At 68.1% G+C, this 18,884-nt stretch carries 20 protein-coding genes; 12 read left to right on the top strand and 8 right to left on the bottom strand.

Annotated features, from left to right (window positions below):
* The first annotated feature begins 30 nt into the window (after nucleotides 1-30).
* The 3 genes from ACFVMC_RS20390 (at nucleotide 31) to polA (ending at nucleotide 5,584) form a co-directional block, all read left to right on the top strand.
* Entirely contained in the window at nucleotides 31-1,707 is a 1,677-nt protein-coding gene (locus tag ACFVMC_RS20390; RefSeq protein ID WP_379212336.1) for a DUF885 domain-containing protein, read from the top strand.
* An 86-nt stretch (nucleotides 1,708-1,793) separates the two neighbouring features.
* Complete coding sequence (locus ACFVMC_RS20385; protein ID WP_379212334.1) at nucleotides 1,794-2,798, top strand: neutral zinc metallopeptidase; 1,005 nt, start codon at nucleotides 1,794-1,796, stop codon at nucleotides 2,796-2,798.
* Nucleotides 2,799-2,851: 53 nt separating this feature from the next.
* Complete coding sequence (gene polA / locus ACFVMC_RS20380; RefSeq protein ID WP_379212456.1) at nucleotides 2,852-5,584, top strand: DNA polymerase I; 2,733 nt, start codon at nucleotides 2,852-2,854, stop codon at nucleotides 5,582-5,584.
* A gap of 22 nt (nucleotides 5,585-5,606) precedes the next feature.
* On the opposite strand, the gene ACFVMC_RS20375 is transcribed toward polA, so the two are convergent.
* Entirely contained in the window at nucleotides 5,607-6,167 is a 561-nt protein-coding gene (locus ACFVMC_RS20375; RefSeq protein WP_379212333.1) for a TetR family transcriptional regulator, read from the bottom strand.
* Between the two features lie 68 nt (nucleotides 6,168-6,235).
* The gene (locus ACFVMC_RS20370) at nucleotides 6,236-6,751 is read right to left on the bottom strand and encodes a hypothetical protein (protein ID WP_379212331.1); all 516 of its coding nucleotides are present in this window, start codon (nucleotides 6,749-6,751) and stop codon (nucleotides 6,236-6,238) included.
* Nucleotides 6,752-6,830: 79 nt separating this feature from the next.
* On the opposite strand from ACFVMC_RS20370, the gene ACFVMC_RS20365 reads away from it, so the two are divergent.
* The gene (locus ACFVMC_RS20365; RefSeq protein WP_379212329.1) at nucleotides 6,831-7,223 is read left to right on the top strand and encodes a PPOX class F420-dependent oxidoreductase; all 393 of its coding nucleotides are present in this window, start codon (nucleotides 6,831-6,833) and stop codon (nucleotides 7,221-7,223) included.
* Nucleotides 7,224-7,249: 26 nt separating this feature from the next.
* Here ACFVMC_RS20365 and ACFVMC_RS20360 read toward each other — a convergent pair whose 3' ends face one another.
* Nucleotides 7,250-7,846 (bottom strand): TetR/AcrR family transcriptional regulator, encoded by a 597-nt coding sequence (locus ACFVMC_RS20360; RefSeq protein WP_379212327.1) that lies wholly within the window; start codon nucleotides 7,844-7,846, stop codon nucleotides 7,250-7,252.
* 65 nt (nucleotides 7,847-7,911) lie between these two features.
* Between ACFVMC_RS20360 and ACFVMC_RS20355 the strand changes: the two genes are divergently transcribed.
* Nucleotides 7,912-9,189, top strand: coding sequence for a DUF3533 domain-containing protein (locus tag ACFVMC_RS20355; RefSeq protein ID WP_379212325.1), 1,278 nt, complete (start codon nucleotides 7,912-7,914; stop codon nucleotides 9,187-9,189).
* 9 nt (nucleotides 9,190-9,198) lie between these two features.
* Here ACFVMC_RS20355 and ACFVMC_RS20350 read toward each other — a convergent pair whose 3' ends face one another.
* Nucleotides 9,199-9,513 (bottom strand): DUF6191 domain-containing protein, encoded by a 315-nt coding sequence (locus ACFVMC_RS20350; RefSeq protein WP_379212323.1) that lies wholly within the window; start codon nucleotides 9,511-9,513, stop codon nucleotides 9,199-9,201.
* A 131-nt stretch (nucleotides 9,514-9,644) separates the two neighbouring features.
* Between ACFVMC_RS20350 and ACFVMC_RS20345 the strand changes: the two genes are divergently transcribed.
* Both ACFVMC_RS20345 and ACFVMC_RS20340 read left to right on the top strand, forming a co-directional pair.
* The gene (locus ACFVMC_RS20345) at nucleotides 9,645-9,779 is read left to right on the top strand and encodes a hypothetical protein (protein WP_379212321.1); all 135 of its coding nucleotides are present in this window, start codon (nucleotides 9,645-9,647) and stop codon (nucleotides 9,777-9,779) included.
* An 85-nt stretch (nucleotides 9,780-9,864) separates the two neighbouring features.
* Nucleotides 9,865-10,299 (top strand): 2-keto-3-deoxygluconate kinase, encoded by a 435-nt coding sequence (locus ACFVMC_RS20340; RefSeq protein ID WP_379212320.1) that lies wholly within the window; start codon nucleotides 9,865-9,867, stop codon nucleotides 10,297-10,299.
* A 59-nt stretch (nucleotides 10,300-10,358) separates the two neighbouring features.
* On the opposite strand, the gene trxA is transcribed toward ACFVMC_RS20340, so the two are convergent.
* Nucleotides 10,359-10,730: a thioredoxin gene (gene trxA / locus ACFVMC_RS20335; RefSeq protein ID WP_379212318.1), complete on the bottom strand. Its 372-nt coding sequence runs from the start codon at nucleotides 10,728-10,730 to the stop codon at nucleotides 10,359-10,361.
* Nucleotides 10,731-10,922: 192 nt separating this feature from the next.
* Here trxA and ACFVMC_RS20330 point away from each other — a divergent pair, with 192 nt between their 5' ends.
* The 4 genes from ACFVMC_RS20330 (at nucleotide 10,923) to ACFVMC_RS20315 (ending at nucleotide 14,790) form a co-directional block, all read left to right on the top strand.
* Nucleotides 10,923-12,008, top strand: a complete 1,086-nt coding sequence (locus ACFVMC_RS20330; RefSeq protein WP_379212316.1) for an isocitrate/isopropylmalate dehydrogenase family protein — start codon at nucleotides 10,923-10,925, stop codon at nucleotides 12,006-12,008.
* 182 nt (nucleotides 12,009-12,190) lie between these two features.
* On the top strand, nucleotides 12,191-13,048 hold the full coding sequence (locus tag ACFVMC_RS20325) for an ABC transporter substrate-binding protein (RefSeq protein ID WP_379212454.1): 858 nt from the start codon (nucleotides 12,191-12,193) through the stop codon (nucleotides 13,046-13,048).
* 3 nt (nucleotides 13,049-13,051) lie between these two features.
* Complete coding sequence (locus tag ACFVMC_RS20320) at nucleotides 13,052-14,020, top strand: amino acid ABC transporter permease (RefSeq protein ID WP_379212314.1); 969 nt, start codon at nucleotides 13,052-13,054, stop codon at nucleotides 14,018-14,020.
* A gap of 17 nt (nucleotides 14,021-14,037) precedes the next feature.
* Nucleotides 14,038-14,790 carry an amino acid ABC transporter ATP-binding protein gene (locus ACFVMC_RS20315; RefSeq protein ID WP_379212452.1) on the top strand — a complete coding sequence of 251 codons (753 nt, stop codon included), beginning with the start codon at nucleotides 14,038-14,040 and terminating at the stop codon, nucleotides 14,788-14,790.
* Nucleotides 14,791-14,945: 155 nt separating this feature from the next.
* Here the strand turns inward: ACFVMC_RS20315 and ACFVMC_RS20310 are convergent, their stop codons facing one another.
* Complete coding sequence (locus tag ACFVMC_RS20310; RefSeq protein ID WP_379212312.1) at nucleotides 14,946-15,845, bottom strand: LysR family transcriptional regulator; 900 nt, start codon at nucleotides 15,843-15,845, stop codon at nucleotides 14,946-14,948.
* Between the two features lie 71 nt (nucleotides 15,846-15,916).
* Between ACFVMC_RS20310 and ACFVMC_RS20305 the strand changes: the two genes are divergently transcribed.
* A complete protein-coding gene (locus tag ACFVMC_RS20305; protein WP_379212310.1) occupies nucleotides 15,917-17,263 on the top strand; it encodes an FAD-binding oxidoreductase in 1,347 nt (448 codons plus the stop codon).
* A gap of 19 nt (nucleotides 17,264-17,282) precedes the next feature.
* On the opposite strand, the gene ACFVMC_RS20300 is transcribed toward ACFVMC_RS20305, so the two are convergent.
* On the bottom strand, nucleotides 17,283-17,909 hold the full coding sequence (locus ACFVMC_RS20300; RefSeq protein ID WP_379212308.1) for a DUF1579 family protein: 627 nt from the start codon (nucleotides 17,907-17,909) through the stop codon (nucleotides 17,283-17,285).
* A gap of 99 nt (nucleotides 17,910-18,008) precedes the next feature.
* The gene (locus ACFVMC_RS20295) at nucleotides 18,009-18,851 is read right to left on the bottom strand and encodes an oxidoreductase (RefSeq protein ID WP_379212306.1); all 843 of its coding nucleotides are present in this window, start codon (nucleotides 18,849-18,851) and stop codon (nucleotides 18,009-18,011) included.
* Between the last annotated feature and the right edge of the window lie 33 nt (nucleotides 18,852-18,884).

Raw genomic sequence — 18,884 nt, 5'->3', positions numbered from 1 at the left:
CGCCGCTGTCAGGAGAGCATGATGGCGGCCATGAACTCCCACGAAGAGTTGATCCACCTCGCCGACCGATACTGGGACGCCAGGCTCGAGAGCGCGCCCACCGTCGCGACCATGCTGGGCGACCACCGGTTCGACGACCGAATCGAAGATCTGTCCGAGGAAGCCGAGAACCGCCTGCTGGCGGCCTATCGCGAGCTGCTGGAGCAGGTGCGCGCGCTCGCGCCCGAGCAACTCGACCGGCAGGACCGGACCACCCGGGCCCTGCTGCACGCCGAGCTGACCGACGCGGTCGACCGATTGTCCTGGCGCCCACTGGAATTGGCCTCCGATCAGATGATGGGCGTGCACGCCGAACTGCTCACCGTGGCGCCGCAGTTCAGCGCGCCGCACCCGGACAACGCCGCGGCGCTGGTGACCCGGCACCGCCGGATCGGTGACATGCTCGAGCAGGCGGTGCGGCGATTCCGGGCCGGACTGGCCGCGGGCCGCACCCCCGCCCGACTCGCCGTCGAGCGGTCGCTGAATCAGCTCGACGGCTACCTGAACTCCGACCTGGCCGGTGACGCGTTCGTCACCCTCGCGGGCCCGGCCGACTGGCCCGGCGAGGAGGCATGGCGGGCCGAATTGACCCAGGTGGCGGCCGAAGTCATCCGCCCGGCCTTCCGGCGCTACCGGGCGGCGCTCGCCGACGATCTGCTGCCCGTCGCCCGCCCGGACGACCGGGCCGGCCTGTGCTGGCTCGGTGACGACGGCGCCGATATCTACCGCCGCCTGCTGCGCGAGCACACCACCCTGCCCGACCTCGGAGCGGAGGAGATCCACCGGACCGGCCTGGCCGAACTGGAGTCGCTGAGCGCGGAATACCGGGAGATCGGCGCCCGCCGCTTCGGCACCTCCGACCTGGCCGAGATCTTCACCCGGCTGCGCGCGGACCCGGAACTGCGCTACCGCGACGGCGAGGAGATCATGGCCGATGCCCGCGCCGCGCTCGCCGCGGCCACCGCGGAGATGAAGAACTGGTTCGGGCGGCTGCCCCGCGAATCCTGCGACATCGTGCCGGTCCCGGAGTTCATGGAAGCGGATCAGACAGCGGCGTACTACTTTCCGCCGCCCGCGGACGGCTCCCGGCCGGGCACCTACTACGTCAACCGCTACCGCCCGACCGAGCAGTCGCGATTCGAGACCGCCTCGGTGGCCTACCACGAGGCGATTCCCGGTCACCATTTGCAGCTGGCCATCGCGGCCGAGCTGGACCATCTGCCGCGCTTCCAGCGCCTGTCCTTCGCCAATACCGCTTTCGTGGAGGGGTGGGCGCTCTACGCCGAACGGCTGGCCGACGAAATGGGTTTGTACACAGATGATCTGGGGCGTCTCGGGATGCTGGCTGGGGATTCGTGGCGGTCCTGCCGGCTGGTCGTCGACACCGGCCTGCACGCCATGGGCTGGAGCCGGCAGCAGGCCGTCGATTTCATGCTCGCGCACGCGCCGGTGGGGGAGAACAACATTCGGGTCGAAGTCGACCGGTATGTGGCGATGCCCGGTCAAGCCGTCTCCTACAAGGTCGGTCAGATCGAGATCCGTTCGCAACGTGCGGCCCTCGCGGCGAAACTCGGAAACGCCTTCGATATCAAGGCATTCCACGATGTGGTGCTCGGGTCGGGTTCGGTGAGCCTGCCGGTGCTGCGCGAACTCGTTGCCACACTGTGACCCGGTGGGGGCCTGCCCGAGTTGCGGGCGGCTCCCGGGTCGGGTTCCATGAAAGAGCGTCAACGGACCTGTGCTGAGGGGGAAACATGCACCAGCCGTTGGCCTCTCGCTTCGGGTCCCGGAACCGGCGCGGGCTCCCGATCGCCGCCGTCTGCGGCGCCATCGCGCTCATCGCACTGGTCGGATTCGTGGTGGCGGCCGGCTGGCCCGCGGGTGCGCCGCGGCCGAGCGAACGAGCCGCGATGCACACCGGCGCCGGGCTCGCGGTCGGGCCCGGTTTCACCGGCGCACCCACCGATCCGGCGAAACCGGCAGGCTACGCCGCACCGCCGGTCGACCCGGTCCGGCTCTCGGGTGCGGCCCAATTCCCCTCCAGCCGACCGGTGTACGCGCTCGCCGATCATCCGCTGTTCGCACAGCACGTCGGCTTGAGCCGCGTCCAGTGCGCGCTGCCGAGCTGGGGGGCCGACGAGGCGGGCGCGCGCGCCTTCTATCTCGCCGCCATCGACTGCCTGAACGCGGCCTGGGAGCCGACCCTGCGCGGTGCCGGGCTGCCGTTCCGGTCGCCCCGGCTGGCCGTGCCCGACCGGACCGGCACGAGTCCGTGCGCCCGAGCCGACGGCGACACCGCCGAGAGTTTCTACTGCGCCGTCGACGAGACCATCGTCCTGCCGCTGGCGGAACTGCGCGCGGCGCAGGCCGGCTCGCGGCGCGGCGCGCAATTGGCCGCGCTCACCCACGAATACGGCCACCACATCCAGTCGCTGATCGGTGTGATGCGCGCCTACCACGAGAAACGCGGCAGCCTCGGCTGGGACAGCGGCGCCGGACAGGAGCAGAGCCGCCGCCTGGAATTGCAGGCCGCGTGCTTCGCCGGCATGTTCTTCGGCATGGCCTACGGTCGTGCGTCGCTGGATCAGCAGACCTGGGACGAGGCGGCGCGCGTCAACCGGACGGCCGGCGACCGGCCCGGGTACGCCCGGCTGCACGGCACCGACGCCAACGTGTGGGGCTGGTGGAAATGGGGCGCCGATTCCGGAGACACCTGGGAATGCAACTCCTGGTACTCGGCCGCGCCCTACGTGGCGTGAGCCCTGCCGTGGACTTGTCGGTGGGTCTCAATAGACTCTGAGCCGTGACTCCAGTGACCACTGATCAGCGTCCGGGTTCTGCCGCCAGCTCCGCCGAAGCTCCGGGGGAGCGGCCGACGCTGCTACTGCTGGATGGTCACTCCATCGCCTATCGCGCGTTCTTCGCGCTGCCCGCCGAGAACTTCAAGACCGTCACCGGGCAGACCACCAACGCCGTGTACGGCTTCACCGCCATGCTGATCAATCTGCTGCGCGACGAGAAGCCCAGCCACGTCGCCGCCGCGTTCGACGTGTCCCGCAAGACGTTCCGCACCGAGGCGTATCCGGAATACAAGGCCAACCGCAGCCAGACGCCCGACGAGTTCCGCGGCCAGGTCGAGCTCACCAAGGACGTGCTGGGCGCGCTCGGCATCCCGGTCATGGCCATCGATGGTTTCGAGGCCGACGATGTCATCGCGACTTTGACCACCCAGGCCGTCGCCCAGGGGTACCGCGTGCTCATCGTCTCGGGTGATCGCGATTCCATTCAGCTGGTCAACGAGAACGTCACTGTGCTGTACCCGCGCAAGGGCGTCTCCGATCTCACCCGTTTCACCCCCGACGAGGTGCTGGCGAAATACGGTCTCACCCCCACCCAGTACCCCGACTACGCGGCCCTGCGTGGCGACCCGAGCGACAACCTGCCCGGCATCCCCGGCGTCGGCGAGAAGACGGCCGCCAAATGGGTGCGCGAATACGGCGATCTGAACACCCTGGTGGAAAAGGTCGACCAGGTGAAGGGCAAGGTCGGTGACGCGTTGCGCGCCAATCTGTCCAGTGTGGTGCTCAATCGGCAACTCACCGAGATGATCCGGGATGTGCCGCTGCCCTACACGCCCGATCAGCTGGCCCAGCAGCCCTGGGACCGCAACAGGATCCACCAGCTCTTCGACGACCTCGAGTTCCGGGTGCTGCGCGATCGGCTGTTCGAAACTCTCGCCCCGAAGGAGCCCGAGGCCGAATCCGGGTTCGAGATCAGCGGCGGCGCGATCGAGGTCGGTGGCGTCGCGAGCTGGCTCGCCGAACACGCGAAGGCCGGTGTGCGCCACGGTGTCTCCCTGGTCGGGCGCGGCACCCCGGGCGACGGTGACGTGCAGGCCCTCGCCATCGCCGCCGCCGACGACGAGAGCGGCTATATCGACGTCACCGTGCTCACCCCGGAGGACGAGGCGGCACTCGGCGCGTGGCTCGCCGACCCGCAGGTGCCCAAGGCGCTGCACGAGGCCAAGGCGGCCATGCACGCGCTGCGCGGGCGCGGTTGGGTGCTCGGCGGGCTCACCAGTGATACCGCGCTGGCCGCCTACCTGGTCCGGCCGGGTCAGCGCAGTTTCAACCTCGACGATCTCTCGCTGCGCTACCTGCATCGCGAGCTGCGCGCCGAAACCGATGAGACCAAGCAGCTCTCACTGCTCGACGATGCCGAGACAGTCGACGCCGAGGCCGCGCAGACCGAGATGCTGCGCGCCCGCGCCGTGCTCGACCTGGCCGCCGCGCTGGACACCGAACTCCAGCAGATCGAATCCGTGGCGTTGCTCGACGATATGGAGCTGCCGCTGCTCGGGGTGCTGAGCCGCCTGGAGGACGCGGGCATCGCCGTCGACGTCGACCAGCTCGAGACGCTGCAGCGGCAGTTCGCCGACAAGGTCGCCGCGGCCGCCGACGCCGCCTACGCGGTGATCGGCAAGCAGATCAACCTGGGCTCGCCCAAGCAGTTGCAGGTGGTGCTGTTCGACGAGCTCGACATGCCGAAGACCAAGCGCACCAAGACCGGCTACACCACCGACGCCGACGCGCTGGAATCGCTGTACGAGAAGACAGAGCACCCGTTCCTCCAGCATCTGCTCGAGCATCGTGATGCCACCCGGCTCAAGGTCACCGTCGACGGCCTGCTCAAATCGGTCGCCGCCGACGGGCGGATCCACACCACCTTCAACCAGACCATCGCCGCCACCGGCCGGTTGTCCTCCACCGAGCCGAATCTGCAGAACATTCCGATCCGCACCGACACCGGTCGCCAGATCCGCGACACCTTCGTCGTCGGTCCCGGCTTCGGCGAGTTGATGACCGCGGATTACAGCCAGATCGAGATGCGGATCATGGCGCACCTGTCCGGCGACGAGGGCCTGATCGAGGCCTTCAATTCCGGTGAGGATCTGCACACCTTCGTCGCGTCCAAGGCGTTCGACATTCCGCTGTCGGAAGTGAATCCGGAGATGCGCCGACGGATCAAGGCGATGTCCTACGGTCTGGCCTACGGCCTGAGTGCGTTCGGCCTGTCCGCGCAGCTGAAGATCAGCACCCAGGAAGCCAAGGAGCAGATGGACGTCTACTTCGAACGCTTCGGCGGTATCCGCGATTACCTCCAGGACGTGGTCGATCAGGCCCGCAAGGTCGGCTACACCGAAACCCTGTTCGGCCGCCGCCGCTACCTGCCCGATCTGGATTCCAGTAACCGCCAGCGGCGCGAGGCCGCCGAGCGCATGGCCCTCAACGCCCCCATCCAGGGCACTGCCGCCGACATCATCAAGGTGGCCATGATCAATGTCCACCGCGCGATCGACGCTGCCGGCCTGCGCTCCCGCATGCTCCTGCAAATCCACGACGAACTCGTCTTCGAAGTAGCCGACGGCGAGCGCGAAACCCTCGAAGCCCTTGCCCGCCAGCACATGTCCGCCGCCATCCACCTCTCCGTTCCCCTCGACGTCTCCGTCGGCACCGGCCGCAGCTGGGACTCCGCCGCCCACTGACCTCGCCCGAGCTCGCTCCGGTTCACAGGAGACGGCGCACCGCTTCGATGATGGCGCGGCGACGGACTTCTGTGGTCTCGGCTCGGGTTTCGGAGGCGGACAGGCCGGCGGTATTGGTCGGGTTCCACGCGAGCGCGATGCTCAGGACGAGGGTCAGCAGTGCGGGCGGTGAGAAGCCGGAGCCGATGCTGTCGGTCTGCTGCACGGCGGCAAGCGCTTCGAGTTCGGCGTTGCGCGCTGTCGGCGTCGCGTCGCCAGAGTTCTGGTCGCCGCGCTCGAGGCGGTGCCAGGTGGCCAGCCGGACGACCTCGGGATGGGCCTGGCAGTAGTCGAAGAGCCGTCCGGCGTACTCGGGGAGGTCGTCGGGGGTGAAGGGAACCGAGTGCAGGCCGTGGGTGACGTGGGTGTCGAAGACCGCGTCGAAGAGCTGGTCCTTGCTGCAGAAGTAGATGTAGATGAGGTTCTTGTTGGCCGCCGCGTTCTTGGCGATCCGGTCGACGCGGGCACCGGCGATGCCGTATGTCGCGAACTCGGCGGTGGCCGCCTCGAGGATGCGCGTCTTGGTGGCGTCGGCTCGGGACATGATGGCCATCGTAGTGACGGCCGACCGGTTGGCTCGGGCTCGGTGGGCACCGGCTCGGTCCCGCGGTGTCATCCGATTCCGAAGAGGCCGAAGGCCGCATCCGAGGCGACCAGCAGCACCGTGCACCACAGGGCGACTCCGGTCATCAGCCAGCGGATGAGCCGCCAGCGGGGGATACCCAGCGCCGCACCGAGTAGGGCCGAGCCCCAAGTGCCGAACAGGGCTGGGCCCAGAATTCCGAAACCCGCTGTGCCGAACCGGGCGAGGACTCGTCGTGCCCGCTGCCCCGCGGCGCTGGACAGCCGGGCCTGCGTTGCCGCGGGAATCGTGCCGGGAGCGGTCCTTTCGTCGGCCGCCGTCGCCGTATCGGCTTGTTCCGCAGCCGGTGTGTAGCGGGCACGCCAGGACTGCCAGCGTAGGCGCGTTCGTTCCATGGCGAACACCGCGAAAACGACACCGCACGCCGCTCCCAGCAGCACCGCGAACAGCGCGATCGGGCCGGGGAGGGACAGGGAAAGACCGATGGGGACAGCGGGGGTGCCGAGGGCGAATCCGGCGAGCAAGGTCCAAACGAATCGCCCCATGCGGAGTCCTTTCAACTGCGTCGTGCTCGTCATGGAGCGGGTCCGGACGGCAAACTAACTAACTGGTTAGTATTCTCGCATGGAGAACATCGACACGGTGCTGGACGATCTGGCGGCCGGAAAGTATCTGCTGCTCACCACTTTTCGCCGGGACGCCACGCCGGTCCCCACCCCCGTCTGGGTGATGCGTGACGGAGCGGCGCTGGCGGTGTGGAGCGCGGCGGACGCCGGAAAGGTGCAGCGAATCCGCAACAGCGGCCGGGTGACCGTCGCTTCGTGCGATTGGCGTGGCAAGCCGCTCGGCGCTTCCGTCTCCGGCATCGCCGAGGTGCTGACGCCGGGCGCGAGTGCGCACTTCGTCGCTCTGATGAAGCGTAAGTACGGACTGGCCGCCCGGATCGGGCTGGCGGGCAGCGCGCTGCGCGGCGGCTCGAAGCGTATGGCGGGCATACGAATCCGGCTGGACCGGTAGCGGCGTCGATTCCGCGTGGTGCGGCGTCAGCGGGGTTGCAGGCCCAGGGTGAGGTGGGTGACGAGGTCGTCGAGCCACTCGTCGGTGGCTTCGGGGACGACGAGGCCGGAGCCGAGGAAGGTGGCCAGGCCCTGGAGGGCGGCTACGGCGGTGAGGGCGATGCGGCGGGGGTCGCCGGGGATGATCTCGCCGCGGGCCTGTGCTTCGGCGATGAGGGTGACGGGGACGGCGAACGCGCGGTCCACCGCCTCGGACATGGCGTCACCGGCGACGGGGCTGTGGCGTCGGGCGAACATCAGGGCCAGCAGCGCGGACTCCTCGATGGCGAACCGTAGGTAGATGCGGGCCATGCTGCGCACCGTCGCGGTGGGCGTGTCGGCGGCGGTGAGGTTCTCGAAATCGGCTGCGAGCCGTTCGAATCCCGCGACCGCGAGCGCGTCGAGCAGAGCCTGTTTGTCCCGGAAGTGGCGGGTGGGTGCGGCATGGCTGACTCCGGTGTCGCGGGCCAGTTGCCGTAGTGACAGCCGGTCGGCTCCGGATTCGCGCAGCGTGGTCTCGGCGCGCTGCAGGAGTTCGGCGCGCAGGTCGCCGTGGTGGTAGGAGCGGGAGCGGGATCGGGACATGGTGAGTGCAGGATAACAAGAAGTAGGCATTGACTACTTTGTAGGCACTGCCTACATTCATGGGCATGACAGTTCGGAAATTCACCGCGCCGGTCGCCCTGCTGACCGTGTTCGCCGCGCTGCTCGCCACCATGTACCTCGGCTATGCCAGCAATACCGAAAAGAACCTGCACGACTTCCCGGTCGCCCTGGTCGATCAGGACCTCGGCGACACCATCGACGGCAAGCCCGCCAATTTCGGCGCCCAGATCGCCGAGGCCCTGGCCGCCGGCATCCCGGCCGACAAGGTTGACCTGCGCGTCGTCGGAATCGCCAGTGCGCGTGCGCAGTTGGAGAACGGCGAGGTCTACGGCGCGATCGTCATCCCGTCCGACTTCACCAAGCGCCTGGCCATACTCGGCGCCGCCGCGGTCGTCCCCGGCGACGTGGAACGCCCGGTCATCACCGTGCTGAACAACCCGCGCATGGGCCCCTACACCGCGGGCATCATGACCCGCATCGCCGATCGCGCCCTGGCGCAGGTCCAGCAGACCGTCGGCGCGAATCTCACCGACCGGGTGCGGACCACCGTGGGCCCCGAGGGCGCGGCCGAGATCAGCGGCGCGGCGCGCCTGGCCATCGCCGACCCGGTCCGCATCATCGAGACGCCGTTCCGGCCCATGCCCGACGGCGCGGGCCAGGGCCTGGTGGCCTTCTTCTACACCCTGATCCTGCTGCTCGCCGGGTTCACCGGCGCGATGATCATCCACACCCTGATCGACTCGGACCTCGGTTTCACCCCGACCGAATACGGCCCGCTGTTCGTCCATCCGCCGCGCGCCGGCGTCAGCCGCCTGCGCACCCTTTTCATCAAGTGGGGGGTGATCGGCGCCGCCGCCCCGGTGTTGTCGGCCGTATTCCTCGGCGCAGCGAAGCTGTTGGGTGTGCCGGTGACCAGCCCGCTGCTGCTGTGGCTGTACGGCACCCTCGCCATCGTCGCGGTCGGGTTCACCGCACTGGCGGTACTGGCGACCTTCGGCACCGCGGGTCTGATGATCAACCTGGTCCTGTTCGTGGTGCTCGGCCTGCCGTCCTCGGCCGCCACCGTCCCGCTCGAGGCCGTCCCCGGCTATATCGAGCCGCTGGCCCGTTTCGAGCCGATGCATCAGATCTACCTGGCCGTGCGCGCTATCCTGCTGTTCGACGGCAATGCGGAAGCGGGTCTGTCACAAGGCTTCTGGATGACCCTGGTGGGCTCGGCCGTCGGCGTCGCTCTCGGTATCGGGGCCACATCCGCCTACGATCGCCGCGGCCTGCACCGCGACGTCCGCACCTCGGAGCCGGTACCGGCCCCGGCCTCCTGATCGTGCTGGTCAGGAATCCTGTTGTAACCGAACAAGTTTCGCGGACCCCGTGACGAGATCGATCTCGTCACGGGGCGGCGCGCCGTCCCCGGCCTGCTCGCGGTGCATGAGCGTGGTGAGCCGCTGCTCGAATTCGATGTGCTTGGACCCCTGGAACGCCGCGGTGACCTCCTCGAACCCGGTGGCGGCGACCGGGTGTCCGCTGCGGCGTCTGGTCCAGGGCAGGATGCGGGTGCCGGTGAGCCGATTCCACGCGACCTCGGCGAACGCGGCTGCGATCAACGCGATCGCGAGCCCGGGGATGGTCATGGCGATGAGACCCATGGCACACAGGCTACCGAGCGCCCGCTCCGCCCGCATTCCCGCTGTGAGCTGCGCGGACGATACTCGCGGGTAGTGAAACCCGCTGCGGAATGTGGTTGCCAACGAGTGGGTTTGTGCCTATTCTCGATCGCGTGCCGAATCCCGCCTGCCGCCACAGCAACGTGCTGACCGTCGCGACCCGCGACGCCCTCGGTGCTGTGCTCCCGCTCACCGCGATGGTGGCGCAGGCGCGACTTCTCGTAGTAACCCGCCGTAGCGGGGTCTGATTCGGACCGGCCCCCTCGCTGCGGGCTGTTGATTGTTGAAGCTGGTCCCCTCCACCGACATTCTTCGGGAAGACCTGACATCGCAATGAGCACACTGACTTTCGATACAACGACGTTCATCGCCGCTGCACCCCGGGCCCTGCGGGCCGAAAGCGCCGGCATGACACCGGAACAGTTCCATGAGCGGTACTGCGGCCACGACGGCCCGATCCGCATCAGCGACTGGGCCGCGACCGGCGGTCGGATCGCCGCCTTCACCGCGACGCTCGAATTCGCTGATCGCCTGCGGTCCGTCGCCGCCATCGGCAGCCCGGTCGCGGCGCTCACCTCGGCCCTCTACGAAGAGGGCTTTCCGGTCGAGATCCTGCAATTCCATCAGCGCCGCACCGAGCTCGGCACCGCCACGTTCGTGCAGTGCGAGGTCAACGGGCGGCGTGGCTGGGGTGCGGCACTCGCCCATGACGGCGCCGAGTCCACCGCTCGCGCAATGATTTCCGGTGTGAACCGGCTCGGCGGATAGCTCGGTGCAGACAGACAGGCCGTTCACCGCGTGGGTGAACGGCCTGTTCGTCGGACAGCCTATTCGGCAGTGGGCTGCTGGGCGGCGATCTGCTGACGCACCTCGTCCATGTCCAGGCCCTTGACCTGGGTGACGAGATCCTCCAGCGCGGCCGGCGGCAGCGCGCCCGGCTGTGCGAACACCAGCACGCCCTCGCGGAACGCCATGATGGTCGGGATCGAGCGGATGTTCGCGGCCGCAGCCAGGCCCTGCTCGGCCTCGGTGTCGACCTTGCCGTGTACGACGTCGGGATACTTCTCCGAGGAGGCCTCGAAGGTCGGTGCGAACTGCTTGCACGGACCGCACCAGTCCGCCCAGAAATCGACGAGTACCACGTCGTTTCCGGTGACTACCTCATCGAAGTTCTGCTGGGTCAGCGTCTGGGTCGCCATGACGTCCTCTCGTCTAGTGTTTGCCAGCTGTAACGCCCGGCTCGAGCTCTATCTTCCCTGTCAACGGTGGGCGGCCGTCCACGTGTTCCATCTCCCGCGCCGATTACCCCGTGGGGTCGTTCGGCAATCCCGCCCGGCGTGTCCGTGGGCCCGAGGGCCGGTCACGGACCGGGCACGGGCGAGGATGATGCGGTGAGTACAGCTGTGCGACCGCTACGACTAGGTCTGATCGACGGTGACGGAATCGGCCCCGAGGTGGTGCCGGCCACCCGGCAGGTGGTGGACGAGGCACTGGCCGCGGCGGGCGCGCCGCCGGTCGAGTGGACGCCGCTGCTGATGGGGCAGCGCGCGATCGAGGAGTTCGGCACGCCGCTGCCCGAACCGACGCTGCACGCACTCGAGGATCTGGATGCCTGGATTCTGGGTCCGCACGACAATGCCTCCTATCCGGCCGAGCATCGCCGAGCGGTCGCCCCGGGTGGCGCGATCCGCAAGCACTTCGGGCTGTACGCCAATGTCCGCCCCGCCCGGGCATTCCGCGGTGTGCGCGCGACCGCCCCGGATATCGATCTGGTGATCGTCCGGGAGAACAGTGAGGGCTTCTACGCCGACCGCAATATGTTCGCCGGATCGGGGGAGTTCCGGCCGACCCCGGAGGTGGCGATGGCCGTCGGCGTGGTCACCAGGCGGGCCTGTGAGCTGATCGCGCACGAAGCGTTCCGGCTCGCGTCGGCGCGGCGCAAGCGGGTCACCATCGTGCACAAGGCCAACGTGCTGCCGATGACCATGGGCCTGTTCCGCGACGTCTGCTATGAGATTGCGCACTCCTATCCCGGCGTTCAGGTCGATGACGAGCATGTCGACGCGATGGCCGCGCATCTGGTCCGGGCGCCGGGCGAGTTCGATGTCGTGGTGACCGAAAACCTCTTCGGTGACATCCTTTCCGACCTCGCGGGCGAGCTCAGCGGCTCGCTCGGCATGGCGCCGTCACTGAATTGCTCCGCGTCGCGCGCCATGGCGCAGGCGGTGCACGGCGCCGCGCCGGGTCTGGCCGGACACAATCGGGCCAATCCGGTCGCGCTCCAGTTGTCTGCTGCGATGTTGCTGAACTGGCTGGGAACCCGCGACGACACGGCGGTACTGGTGCAGGCGGGCGAGCGAATCGAGCGTGCCGTTGCCGCCGCGTTCGAGGCCGGGATCGCCACCGCCGATCTCGGCGGCATGGCCTCGACCAGCGAATTCACCGAGCAGATCTGTGCTAGGGTCCACCGCCGGTAGTCGATTGCCCGGTGAGAGAAGTTCTGCGCAGGGCGGAGTAAATCTTCCGTTTCTTGCCAGCGCGAAGCGTCTCGGTCGCTTAGATTGCCAAACGGGTAGTAAAACCCGGGTTTCCAGTATCCGAAATGTGGAGGGCTGCTGTGTCTGTTCGTACCGTGCTTGGCAGGCGCGCGTTGGAGGTGATGTGCGTACTCACCGGTGGCGCACTGATCCTGACGGGTTGTTCGAATACCGAGGAGACCGGAGCCCCGGTGTCCAAGGAGACCGTGGAGAAGGTCGATGCCATCGCCTCGACGCTCCCCGACAAGATCAAGTCCGCTGGCAAGATCGTGGTCGGGGTGAATGTCCCCTACCAGCCGAACGAATGGCGCGAAGGTGACAAGATCGTCGGCTTCGATGTCGACCTGATGGACGCGATCGCCGGCGTCCTCGGCGTCAAGGCCGATTACGTCGAATCCGGCTTCGACAAGATCATCCCCGCGATCCAGGCCGGCACCTACGACCTCGGCATGTCCTCGATCACCGACACCAAGGAACGCGAGCAGCAGGTCGATTTCGCCAACTACTACATCGCCGGCGTGCAGTGGGCACAGCAGACCGGCAAGCCGATCGACCCGGACAACGCCTGCGGCAAGCGCGTCGCGGTGCAGGCCACCACCTACGAGCACACCGAGGAAGTGCCCGCCAAAAGCGCCAAGTGCGTCGCCGACGGCAAGGCCCCGATCGACATCAAGGCCTTCGACGAGCAGAGCGCGGCGACCAATGCCCTGGTCCTGGGCCAGGTCGACGCCATGTCCGCCGACTCACCGGTGACCGCGTACGCCATCAAGCAGAGCGGCGCCAAGATCGAAGCGGCCGGCGCCGTCTTCGAATCGCAGCCCTACGGCTGGGCCGTTCCAAAGGGCTCGCCGCTGGCGCCCGTGCTCCAGAAGGCGTTGCAGCATCTGATCGACAACGGCCAGTACAAGAAGATCTGCGAGAACTGGGGCGTGCAGCAGGGCGCGATCGAGAAGGCCTCCATCAACGGAGCCGTGAGCTGATCCATGTCCAACCCGAATACCGACACCGCGCCCGGCGATCCCGGGCACGGTGCCGACCCGGCCGAGCCGGAACCGATCAAAGCGGTTCCCCTGCGCAGGCCGGGCCGTTGGATCGCCGCGGCGATCATCCTCGTTCTGCTCGGCCTGTTCGTCTACGGCGCCGCGACCAAAGAGGAATACCAGTGGTCGACCTTCGGTAAGTATTTGTTCGATACCCGCATCCTCAGCGGTGTGCTGGTCACGATCGAGCTGACGGTGCTGGCGATGGCGCTGGCTGTCACGCTCGGTGTCCTGCTCGCGGTCATGCGGCTGTCGCCGAACCCGGTGCTGCGGTCCGTCTCATGGGTGTACATCTGGATCTTCCGCGGGACCCCCGTGTACGTGCAGCTGGTGTTCTGGGGTCTGTTTCCCTCGCTGTACAAGCACATCGTCCTCGGTGTGCCGTTCGGCCCGTCGTTCGTCGACTTCAATGTCCAGGAATTGCAGGCCGCGTTTCTCTTCGCGGTGATCGGCCTGGGCCTGAACGAGGCCGCCTACATGGCCGAAATCGTCCGTGCCGGAATCAATTCGGTCGGCGAGGGACAGCGCGAGGCCTCCGTCGCGCTGGGCATGTCATGGAGCCAGACCATGCGGCGCACCGTGCTGCCGCAGGCCATGCGCGTCATCATTCCGCCGACCGGCAACGAGCTCATCGGCATGCTCAAGACCAGCTCCCTGGTCACCGCGCTGCCGCTGTCGCTGGACCTCTACGGCCGCGCCCGGGAGATCTCCAGCGTCAACGCGCAACCGGTGCCGCTGCTGCTGGTGACCGCGGCCTGGTATCTGGCGGTGACCAGCGTGCTGATGGTCGGGCAGTTCTATCTGGAGCGGTACTACTCGCGCGGGATCTCCCGGCAGTTGACCGCCAAGCAGTTGCAGGATCTGGCCGATGCCCAGGGCACGGCGGAGGGCCCCGTGGAGAAGGCGAAATGAGCGAAGCGGTGAAGCCCATGATCGTCGCCGATCGGGTGTGCAAGAACTTCGGCGCACTCCAGGTGCTCAAGGGCATTTCCCTGGAGGTGGGCCGCGGTGAGGTGCTGTGCCTGATCGGGCCCTCGGGGTCGGGCAAGTCCACCTTCCTGCGCTGCATCAATCACCTGGAGCAGGTCAACGCCGGTCGGCTCTATGTCGACGGGGAACTCGTCGGCTACCGCCAGAAGGGCGACAAGCTCTACGAGCTGCACCCGCGCGACGCCGCCCGGCAGCGCCGCGATATCGGCATGGTGTTCCAGCACTTCAACCTGTTCCCGCACCGGACGGCGCTGGAGAACATCATCGAAGCGCCCACCCAGGTGAAGAAGATGAAGAAGGCCGACGCGGTCGCCAAGGCCAAGGAGCTGCTGGAGCGAGTCGGCATGGCGGACAAGGCGAATGCCTATCCCGCGCAGCTGTCCGGTGGTCAGCAGCAGCGGGTCGCCATCGCGCGGGCACTGGCCATGGACCCCAAGCTGATGCTGTTCGACGAGCCGACCTCCGCACTGGATCCAGAACTCGTCGGTGAGGTGCTGCAGGTGATGCGGGAGCTCGCCGCCAGCGGCATGACCATGGTGGTGGTGACCCACGAGATGGGCTTCGCCCGCGAGGTCGCCGACCAGCTCGCGTTCATGGACGGTGGCGTGGTCGTCGAAGCCGGTGTGCCGCGTGAGCTTTTGGCGGATCCGAAGCACGACCGGACCAAGTCGTTCCTGTCGCGATTGCTCTGAGGACACCGGTGTGCGGGCGCCGATCGCCCAGCGCCCGCACACCCTCGGCTCAGCAAGGCACGGCCTGCCAGGTTTGATCGTCAGGGCAGCGGTTCCCGGATCGGGTCGGCGGTAGCGGTTTTCGCGGGCCGGGTGCCATGATGTCGAACCGGGTTCTAGCGGCGATCCGTCAGGGCGATGCGGAGTTGTCCCAGGAGGACTTTCGTCGCCGGGTTGCCGGTGAGTTCGCGCCGCCAGACCAGGGCGAGCCGGCCGCGCAGCCGGGGTTCGGTGATTTCCAGGGTGCGGACGCCGAATTCGGCCGCCTCGGGGGCGGTGAGTTCGGGGACGACGGCGGTGCCGAGTCCGTGGGCTGCCAATTGCAGCAGGACGCCGGGGTTGGCGGCTTCGAAAGCGATCTCGGGGACGAGTCCGGCTGCGGCGCAGGCCCGTTCGAGGACGCCACGGATGCCGGTACCGGGCGGCAGACAGATCAGGCGGCGATCGGCCAACTCGGCCAGGGTGATCCGGGTCCGGCCGGATTCGCTGTCGGGTGCGACGGCGGCCACTACCGCCGTATCCAGGACGATGTCGCGTTCGAGGCCCGGATCGAGGTCGCCGCCGGGCAATCCGACCAGTGCGATATCGAGATCGCCGCGGCGCAGCCCGTCCAGCATCTCCTCGGAGGTGTGCTCGCTCAGGCTGATACCGACCTGCGGATGGTCGGTGTGGAAGGCGGCCAGCACGGCCGCGAGATCGAAATCCTCGCCCGCGATCCCGGAGACGAAACCCAGGCGGACCTGCCCGCGCAGCAGCCCGGTGAATTCGTCGACGGTGTGTGCGACCTGTTCGACCGCGGCCAGGGCGGCGCGGGCGTGCGGGAGGACCGCCGCGCCGACCGGTGTGAGCGTGACCGACCGCGCCCCACGCTCCAGCAGCGGTTGCCCCAGCTCACGCTCCAACTGCCGGATCTGAGCGCTGAGCCCGGGCTGGGCCAGGTGCAGCCGGGCCGCGGCGCGGGTGAAATTCGCTTCTTCCACCACGGTGACGAAGTAGCGGAGTTGACGTAGTTCCATAACTGTCGATTCTAGTTTCGATAATAACTATCTGTTGTACTTCTGATTGCGGGCGGAGCACAGTCGAAGACATGGCACACACGACGAAGTTCATGGACGGTACGGTCTTCCGCCTCGGCGAGGCCGGATACGACGACGAGATCGCCGGCTTTCAGACGGCCTACACCCATCGCCCCGCGGTGGTGATCGCCGCCCGGCACGCCGAGGATGTGCGCTCGGCGGTGGAATATGCGGCACGGCAGGAACTTCCGATCGCCGTACAGGCGACGGGACACGGACTGTCGATCCCGGCCGACGGCGGTGGCATCCTGATCAGCACCCGCCGGATGACCGACATCCACATCGACCCGCGGACGCGAACCGCGCGCGTCGGTGCCGGCGTGCGAGCCGGTGCGCTGATCGAGGCCGCTGCCGAACACGGGCTCGCGCCCCTGACCGGGTCCTCGCCCTCGGTGGGCGTGGTCGGATACCACCTGGGTGGCGGAATCGGCCTGCTGGCACGGGAATTCGGCTACGCCGCCGATCATGTCCGGCGGATCGAGCTGGTGACCGCCGAGGGGCGGATGCGCACCCTCACCCCCGAGGACGAACTCTTCGGCGCGGTACTGGGCAGCGGCGGCAACTTCGGAGTGGTGACCGCGCTGGAACTGGACCTGGCACCGGTGGACACCGTGTACGGCGGCCAGCTGGTCTTCGACACCCCGCTCGTCGAACCGGCGCTGGCGGCTTGGCGGGAGTGGACCGCGACCCTGCCCGACGAGCTCACCTCGACAGTCGCGATGCTCACCTTCCCCGATATCCCGCAGGTGCCCGAGCCCATGCGCGGCCGGTTCGTCGCGTCGATCCGCGTGGCGTTCAACGGATCCCACGAGGAGGGGGAGCGGCTGGTCGAGCCGCTACGCGCGGTGGGCCCCCGTCTGAGGGACGACCTCCGCACCATGCCCTACGCCGAATCCGACACCATTCACAGTGATCCGCCGCACCCGCACGCCTACGCCGCCACCAACGCCCTGCTGTCCGAGCTGACACCGGAAACGTTGTCCGCCTTGCTTTCCGTGGCCGGGCCGGGCGGCCCGGTGCAGGCGGTGCTCGACATCCGGCATCTGGGCGGGGCCCTGGCCGCCGCGAGTCCGACCGGAGCCGTGGTCGAGCACCGCGACGCTGCTTACGTCGTGCGGGCCATCGTCATGACCGAGGGCACCGCGTCCCCGGACGGACTCGTGGCGATCCGTACCGCGTTGGAGCCGTGGACGATCGGCCACAGCCTCAATTTCCTGTACGGTGCGGGCGCCGCCGCCGGTGCGTCCCAGACCCGCGGCGGCTACACCCCGGCCACCTACGGCCGACTCGCCGACCTGAAGCGAAAGTACGACCCCCGCAACCTTTTCCGCTTCAACCGCAACATCCTCCCTGCCTGATCCGGCACCCGGGTGGGTGTTACCTGCGCCGGGTGAGGACGACCCGATCGATCAGCCGCTCCGGTTCACCGGGCGGGGTGAACGAAATCTCCATGACCGTTCGGTCCACGGACTCCAATCGGATCACCGTGCGCATCGGAATCGTCGCGCCGGGGTGCCCCGCGATCCCCGGATCGGTGAAATCGCCCACCATGACGATCTCGCGGGCGCTGCCGCTGCCTTTCGCGCCACGGTAGGTCATCATCATCGGTGTCACGCTGTCGACGGTGCTCCACTCGTAGCGGTCGTCGGTGGGGGAGTAGCCGAGCGTGCCGAGCCGGTAGTAGGTACGGTCACCCTGTATGCCCTGCACCTCCTCCTGGAGGAAGTTGTTGCCGGTCTTGGTGATCCAGCGCCAGCGCGACACCACATCGCGGTAGATCAGCGGCCGTTCGGGTGTCCCGCCCGCCACGAATGTCTGCTTCTCGGCGGTCCATTCACCGGCCAGCTGGTCGAGCCGGGTATGGCCGGGGAACTGATGCTCGGGCTTACCGGTTTCGGCCGTGGCGCTCGAAGATGCTGCCGCGGAATCGGTTCCACTGCAGGCGGTGGTCAGCAGGGCGACCGCCACCAGCGCCGCCGGTAGTACCTTGTGGAATCTGTTCATGTGAATCCTCGATCTGGCCGGGTGACCGCTGCGGCCGAATCGCGATGTCCGAGAACGGAGGTGGCGATTCGGCGCGGAGTCGCTGTGGTTCGAATGCAGTCAGTTCTCGTCGAAAGCGGTCGCGCGCGCGACCTTTTCCCACTCGTGCAGTTCACCGCGCACGGCGTCCAGGTGTCCGAGCAGGGAATCGACGGAGTCGCTGCCGAGCGGCAGGCGCAGGGGCGTGTTCTCCGCCTCCAGCGCGGTGCGGATCGCGGCGGCCGCCTTGGCCGGGTCGCCGGGCTGGGTGCCGTCGCCGCCCTGCACCATCCTGCGGGTGGCGCCTGCGGTCGCGTCGTAGGCGGGGTGCTCGGCACTGAAATAGGCCGCGCCCGGCCCGAACAGGCCGGTGCGGAACGCGCCCGGCTCGACCACGAGCACCTTGATGCCGAAGGGCCGTACCTCGTCGGCCAAGGCCTCCGACAGGCCCTCCAGTGCGAATTTCGTTGCGCTGTAGGCGCCGAAGCCCGCGAAGGACAGCTGTCCGCCGACGCTGCTCAGCTGCACGATCGCGCCCGAGCGCTGCTCCCGCATGTGCGGCAGCACCGCTTTGATCAGCGCCGCCGGGCCGAAGACGTGCAGGTCGAACAGCTGCCGCAGTTCCTCGTCGGTGGTCTCCTCGACCGCGCCGACCTGGGTGCGTCCCGCATTGTTGACCAGCACGTCGATCCGTCCGTGCCGGGCGAGGACATCCGCGACGACCGTGTCGATGCGCGCGGTGTCGGTGACGTCCAGGCTGATCGCCTCGATCCGGTCGGGGTGCGCGGCGACCAGGTCGTCCAGTGCGGCCGTCCGCCGGGCCACCGCGATCACCGTGTCGCCCGCGTCGATGGCGTTCTGGGCGATGGCCTTTCCGAAGCCGCTGCTCGCGCCGGTCACCAGCCAGATCTTGGGGTTGCTCATCAATCTCTCCTTCGTTGTTACCTGACTCAGCTT

This window comes from Nocardia sp. NPDC127579 (assembly GCF_042672005.1).
In the GTDB taxonomy this organism is placed as follows: domain Bacteria; phylum Actinomycetota; class Actinomycetes; order Mycobacteriales; family Mycobacteriaceae; genus Nocardia.
The sequence above is the reverse complement of the archived record's forward strand: the minus strand, read 5'-3'. Positions and strand labels throughout refer to the sequence as shown.

Coding starts and splice junctions, on each gene's coding strand:
- ACFVMC_RS20390 (WP_379212336.1), top strand. CDS start 31: ATGAACTCCCACGAAGAGTTGATCCACCTCGCCGACCGATACTGGGAC.
- ACFVMC_RS20385 (WP_379212334.1), top strand. CDS start 1,794: ATGCACCAGCCGTTGGCCTCTCGCTTCGGGTCCCGGAACCGGCGCGGG.
- ACFVMC_RS20375 (WP_379212333.1), bottom strand. CDS start 6,167: ATGTCCCGAGCCGACGCCACCAAGACGCGCATCCTCGAGGCGGCCACC.
- ACFVMC_RS20370 (WP_379212331.1), bottom strand. CDS start 6,751: ATGGGGCGATTCGTTTGGACCTTGCTCGCCGGATTCGCCCTCGGCACC.
- ACFVMC_RS20365 (WP_379212329.1), top strand. CDS start 6,831: ATGGAGAACATCGACACGGTGCTGGACGATCTGGCGGCCGGAAAGTAT.
- ACFVMC_RS20360 (WP_379212327.1), bottom strand. CDS start 7,846: ATGTCCCGATCCCGCTCCCGCTCCTACCACCACGGCGACCTGCGCGCC.
- ACFVMC_RS20355 (WP_379212325.1), top strand. CDS start 7,912: ATGACAGTTCGGAAATTCACCGCGCCGGTCGCCCTGCTGACCGTGTTC.
- ACFVMC_RS20350 (WP_379212323.1), bottom strand. CDS start 9,513: ATGGGTCTCATCGCCATGACCATCCCCGGGCTCGCGATCGCGTTGATC.
- ACFVMC_RS20340 (WP_379212320.1), top strand. CDS start 9,865: ATGAGCACACTGACTTTCGATACAACGACGTTCATCGCCGCTGCACCC.
- trxA (WP_379212318.1), bottom strand. CDS start 10,730: ATGGCGACCCAGACGCTGACCCAGCAGAACTTCGATGAGGTAGTCACC.
- ACFVMC_RS20325 (WP_379212454.1), top strand. CDS start 12,191: ATGTGCGTACTCACCGGTGGCGCACTGATCCTGACGGGTTGTTCGAAT.
- ACFVMC_RS20320 (WP_379212314.1), top strand. CDS start 13,052: ATGTCCAACCCGAATACCGACACCGCGCCCGGCGATCCCGGGCACGGT.
- ACFVMC_RS20315 (WP_379212452.1), top strand. CDS start 14,038: ATGATCGTCGCCGATCGGGTGTGCAAGAACTTCGGCGCACTCCAGGTG.
- ACFVMC_RS20310 (WP_379212312.1), bottom strand. CDS start 15,845: ATGGAACTACGTCAACTCCGCTACTTCGTCACCGTGGTGGAAGAAGCG.
- ACFVMC_RS20305 (WP_379212310.1), top strand. CDS start 15,917: ATGGCACACACGACGAAGTTCATGGACGGTACGGTCTTCCGCCTCGGC.
- ACFVMC_RS20300 (WP_379212308.1), bottom strand. CDS start 17,909: ATGAACAGATTCCACAAGGTACTACCGGCGGCGCTGGTGGCGGTCGCC.
- ACFVMC_RS20295 (WP_379212306.1), bottom strand. CDS start 18,851: ATGAGCAACCCCAAGATCTGGCTGGTGACCGGCGCGAGCAGCGGCTTC.